Here is a 4,495-nt window from a genome sequence, read left to right as displayed (position 1 = left end):
AGCTACTTTACCACCATACTTGGGTACCACCTACGCGCCATCGTCTCCGAGGAAGGAAATCAACTCTTATACACCACGTACCATGATATCATCCAATAGTCGCTCGGCGATGCTCGTCCTTTGCCTGCTCCTGCTCTCGGTCTCGGGTCACGCTCAGGAGAGCTACACGCTGCAGCAGTGCCTCGGCTATGCTGTGGAGCACAATAGCAATGTCAGGAAGTCCGCTTATGACCGAGAGAAGGCTGAGAGAGCCCGCCAGGAGGTGCTCGGAGCTCTCCTGCCACAGATCAGTGGATCCGCCGGTCTGAATGACAATCTGAAGAAGGCAAAGTTTATCATGCCCAACTTCATGAATAACTTCCTCCCCGAGAAGATGCGCGACCCCAATGCGTCAGAGTACATGACCATTGAGATGGGGACAAAGTACAGTGCGAATGCGGGCGTGTCGCTTAATCAACAGTTGCTCAATATGTCGCTCTTCAATACCCTCGACATTGCCAAGGTCTCCAAGCAGATGGCAGAGCTGGGCGCCCTCTCGACAGAGGAGGATGTGATCGCTCAGACAGCCACCCTCTACTACGGGGTACAGGTCACGCAGTACGCTGCGTCACAGATGCTACGGAGTGTGGAGCTGATGGAGCAGATGCTCCGGATGATGGAGGTCAATTACGCCAGTGGCTTGGTCAAGAAGGTGGATGTGGATCGGCTGAGGGTCAATCTCACCAACCTCAAGACCCAGCAGTCAGCGATAGAGAGCGGACTCGAGGTGCAGAAAAACTTGCTCAAGCTCCAGATGGGCTTTGAGGTGACAGAGCCGATAGCGATTCCGCCTTTGGACCTTAGGCTTTTGGCTCAGCAGGAGATCGCAGTGGTCGCCGCCCCCACCTTTGAGCCCGTTAGGCATGTCGCCTACAAGCAGCTGCAGCAGCGGGAGAGGATGGCGCAGCTGCAGGAGCGGGCAAAGAAGTACGAGTACCTCCCTACACTCTCTCTGGCTCTCAACCTCCAGTACAATCAGATGAGCGATCAGCTCTTCGGCGGGTCAACCAACTACGGCTACCCGACCGCTATGATCGGGGTGAGTCTCCGGATGCCGATCTTCAGCGGCGGCTCTCGCCTCGCCAAGGTGCGCGAGAGTCACCTCGACCTGCTCAAGGCGCAGGAGGATCTGCACGCACTCGACCAGTCGCTCCGCATGGCTCACCTCAATGCTTCACTTAAGCTCAAAGACACTCAGCGCACCATCTCTCTACAGGAGGACAATAAGGCACTCGCCGAGCAGGTATTTGACCTTGCGCAGAAGAATTACAGCCTCGGCGTCGCCTCACTCTCCGATGTCCTCAATGCGAGCCAGTCTCTCGTGCAGGCACAGATGTCCTACGCCAGCGCACTCGGGGATTACATGAAGGCCTTCATAGACCTGAAGAAGAGCAAAGGCGAGATACGAGACCTTATGGAATAATAGTCACACTTCAGCATTATACTTAGTCATGAAACGAAAAATCTATCTTCCACTAACTATCGTCTTGGCTATTGGGTTCATCGTACTGGTCTTGGTCCTGAATAAGAAGGCGACCGATGCTAAGACTGAGAGTCTCATGGAGGGGCAGTCCGCTGTTGCCGTCCGCACAGAGACAATCAGCGAGAGCAATTATACCGCCTCCTTTGTTTCAAATGGACTCGTATCCGGAGCCCATGATCTCTCCTTTGTATCCGGCATCGGTGGGCGTGTCGTCTCGGTCTATGCGGACGAGGGAGATCGTGTCGCTAAGGGCAAGCTCCTCGTGCAGCTCGATGTGGAGACGCTGAGAGCCGATGCCGAGTCTGCCCGTGTCGCTTATGAGGCGGCGAAGAGAGACTATGAGCGATACAGTCAGGCACATAGCCAGGGCGGTGTCACCGATCAGCAGCTCAGTGCGATGAATACCCAGATGGTAGCCGCGGAGGGACGCTATGTCTCCAGTCGTCGTCGCCTGGCAGACGCTTCCATACAGGCTCCCATCTCAGGGGAGATCTACAAGCGGTATGTGGAGGTCGGAAGCTATGTCAATCCCGGTACCAAGCTCTTCGACATCGTCGATGACTCGCAACTCAAGGCCACCTGCTTCGTGACGGAGCGTCAGCGGATGCAGCTCTCTAAGGGACAGACTGTCTCCGTCACAAGTGAAGTCTATCCCGACAGGATCATCTCGGGTGAGATCTCCATGGTGGGTAATAAGGCGAATCATGCCCTTGCCTTCCCCGTAGAGGTGACGCTGGATAAGGAGAGTGTGGATGGGCTGCGACCGGGGATGTATGTCTCCGTCTCTTTCGGCAACAGCGAGGAAACGCACGGGATCCTGATCCCCCGCAGGGCAATTATCGGCAGCGTCAAGGATGCTCATGTCTACCTCGTCGAGGAGGGTATCGCGATAGAGCAAGCCATCACAGTCGGCGGTCTCATCGGTGATCAGATCGAGGTCCTTGATGGACTCAAGAGCGGCGACTGCATCATTGTATCCGGTCTGATCAATGTGTCTGACGGACTACCCGTCAAAGTGGTTAATGGGTGACAAGCAGCGTAAGGTATGAAAATCGTCAAGACATCTATTGAGCGCCCGATATTTGTCACGGTCCTCTTTATACTGTTGACCGTGCTGGGCTTCTTGAGCTATAGGAGCTTGAGTGCAGAGCTCATGCCGAAGTTTACGCCGCCTCTGCTCAACGTACAGATCATCTATCCGGGAGCCTCGCCGACAGAGGTCGAGAACTCGCTGACGAAGAAGGCGGAGGAGGTCCTCTCGAGTATGGAAGGCATCGACCAGATGCAGTCCTACTCCTTTGAGGGCATGTCGATGATCATGGTCTCATTCGACTTCGGGACCGATATCGATAAGGCGATGACCGATGCGCAGAATAGGCTCTCCGCCAAGCGTGCGGAGCTGCCTCGGGATATCATCTCTCCTATGATCTCTAAGGTATCGGTCGATGAGAAGCCTATCCTAATCCTATCTGCCACGGCGGACATCGGGTCGACGGATCTCTTTGACCTCATCGACAAGCGGGTCGTACCCGAGCTGTCGCACATCAAGGGCATCGCCAATGTGGGGCTGGTCGGCGGCGTAGAGCGCGAGATCCAGATCAATCTCGACAAGGGCAAGATGCAGGACCTCGGCATCACGCCGGTCATGGTGCAGGGTGCCATCCGTGCCTCCAACCTCGACTTCCCCACCGGCTATCTCAGGAGCGATGAGTCGCAGATGGCGGTCCGTCTCTCCGGCAAGATCACCTCCATCGACCAGCTCCGTAAGCTGATCCTCCGCAATGTCAATGGCACTGCCATCCGTCTCGAGGATATCGCTGAGGTGGTCGATGGAGTCAAGGACCCGGTCAAGATGGGCCGCGTGAATGGTCAGGAGGCGATCCTCCTCAATATCCTCAAGCAGTCTGACGCCAACGCCCTCGATGTGAGCAAAGCAGTCGAGGGACAGATCCGCACCCTCGAGGAGCGCTACGCCTCCGATGGTCTTAGGATAGAGGTGGCTCAGGATACCACCACCTTTACCCGCAATGCGATCAGCTCCGTGCTCACGGATCTCTTACTCGCCATCCTCTTGGTGTCATTAGTGATCCTGCTTTTCCTCCATAATATTCGCAACGCCCTTATCGTGATGGTCGTGGTGCCGGTGTCCCTGATCGCCTCCTTCATCGGGATGAGGCTCTTTGGTTTCACGCTCAATATGATGTCCCTCCTGGCGCTATCGCTGGTGATCGGTGTCTTGGTGGACGATGCGATCGTGGTCATCGAGAACGTCTATCGCCACATGGAGATGGGGAAAAACCGAGTCCGCGCCACATGGGATGCGATGAATGAGATCGGCATCACCGTCATCTCGGTCACCATGGTCTTGGTGGTCGTCTTCCTCCCGATCATCTTCACCAATTCACTCGTCTCGGACATTCTCCGGCAGTTCTGTGCCGTAATCGTGATCGCGATCCTCTTCAGCCTCCTTGCCGCTCTGACCCTTGTACCGCTGCTCACCTCCCGACTGGGGAATGTGCAGCCACTGCGCACCGACACCTTCATCGGACGGATGCTCAGCGGGTTTGAGAATGGTATTAGTCACTTTGCAGAGCGTATTTCCACGGTAACCCGTTGGGGACTGAGTCATCGCTGGACGCTAGCGCTCATCGTCGTGGCCATGATGGCGGGTGTGATGGCGCTTTTCCCACTTGGGTTCATCAACTTTGAGTTCCAGCCCTACATGGACCGACAGGAGTGCATCATCCAGCTGGAGATGCCCAAGGACATCTCCATGGAGGAGTCCAATCAACTGGTGCGCAAGGCTGAGGACTGGCTGATGCAGCGACCTGAGGTGGAGAAGGTGGTGACCATGGTCGGCCTTAATAGCGATAATGGTCAGAGCAGCAAGGGGACACCCTATCTCGCTGAGATGAATGTCAAGCTCAAGAAGGTCCCCGGCGGTACTGAGACTTATGTGGCTAAGATCCGGAA

At 55.8% G+C, this 4,495-nt stretch carries 3 protein-coding genes; all 3 read left to right on the top strand.

Features of this window, described 5'->3' with window-relative positions; translation table 11 throughout:
• Positions 1–82 precede the first annotated feature (82 nt).
• A complete protein-coding gene (locus tag Q0F21_RS05615; RefSeq protein ID WP_297238169.1) occupies positions 83–1,462 on the top strand; it encodes a TolC family protein in 1,380 nt (459 codons plus the stop codon).
• Between the two features lie 28 nt (positions 1,463–1,490).
• A complete protein-coding gene (locus Q0F21_RS05610) occupies positions 1,491–2,552 on the top strand; it encodes an efflux RND transporter periplasmic adaptor subunit (RefSeq protein WP_297238167.1) in 1,062 nt (353 codons plus the stop codon).
• A gap of 15 nt (positions 2,553–2,567) precedes the next feature.
• A partial coding sequence (locus tag Q0F21_RS05605; protein ID WP_297238165.1) for an efflux RND transporter permease subunit occupies positions 2,568–4,495 on the top strand: 1,928 nt, incomplete at its 3' end.

The sequence above is a fragment of the uncultured Porphyromonas sp. genome (assembly GCF_934359325.1).
GTDB lineage: Bacteria > Bacteroidota > Bacteroidia > Bacteroidales > Porphyromonadaceae > Porphyromonas_A.
This window is presented reverse-complemented; position numbering and strand designations above follow the sequence as displayed.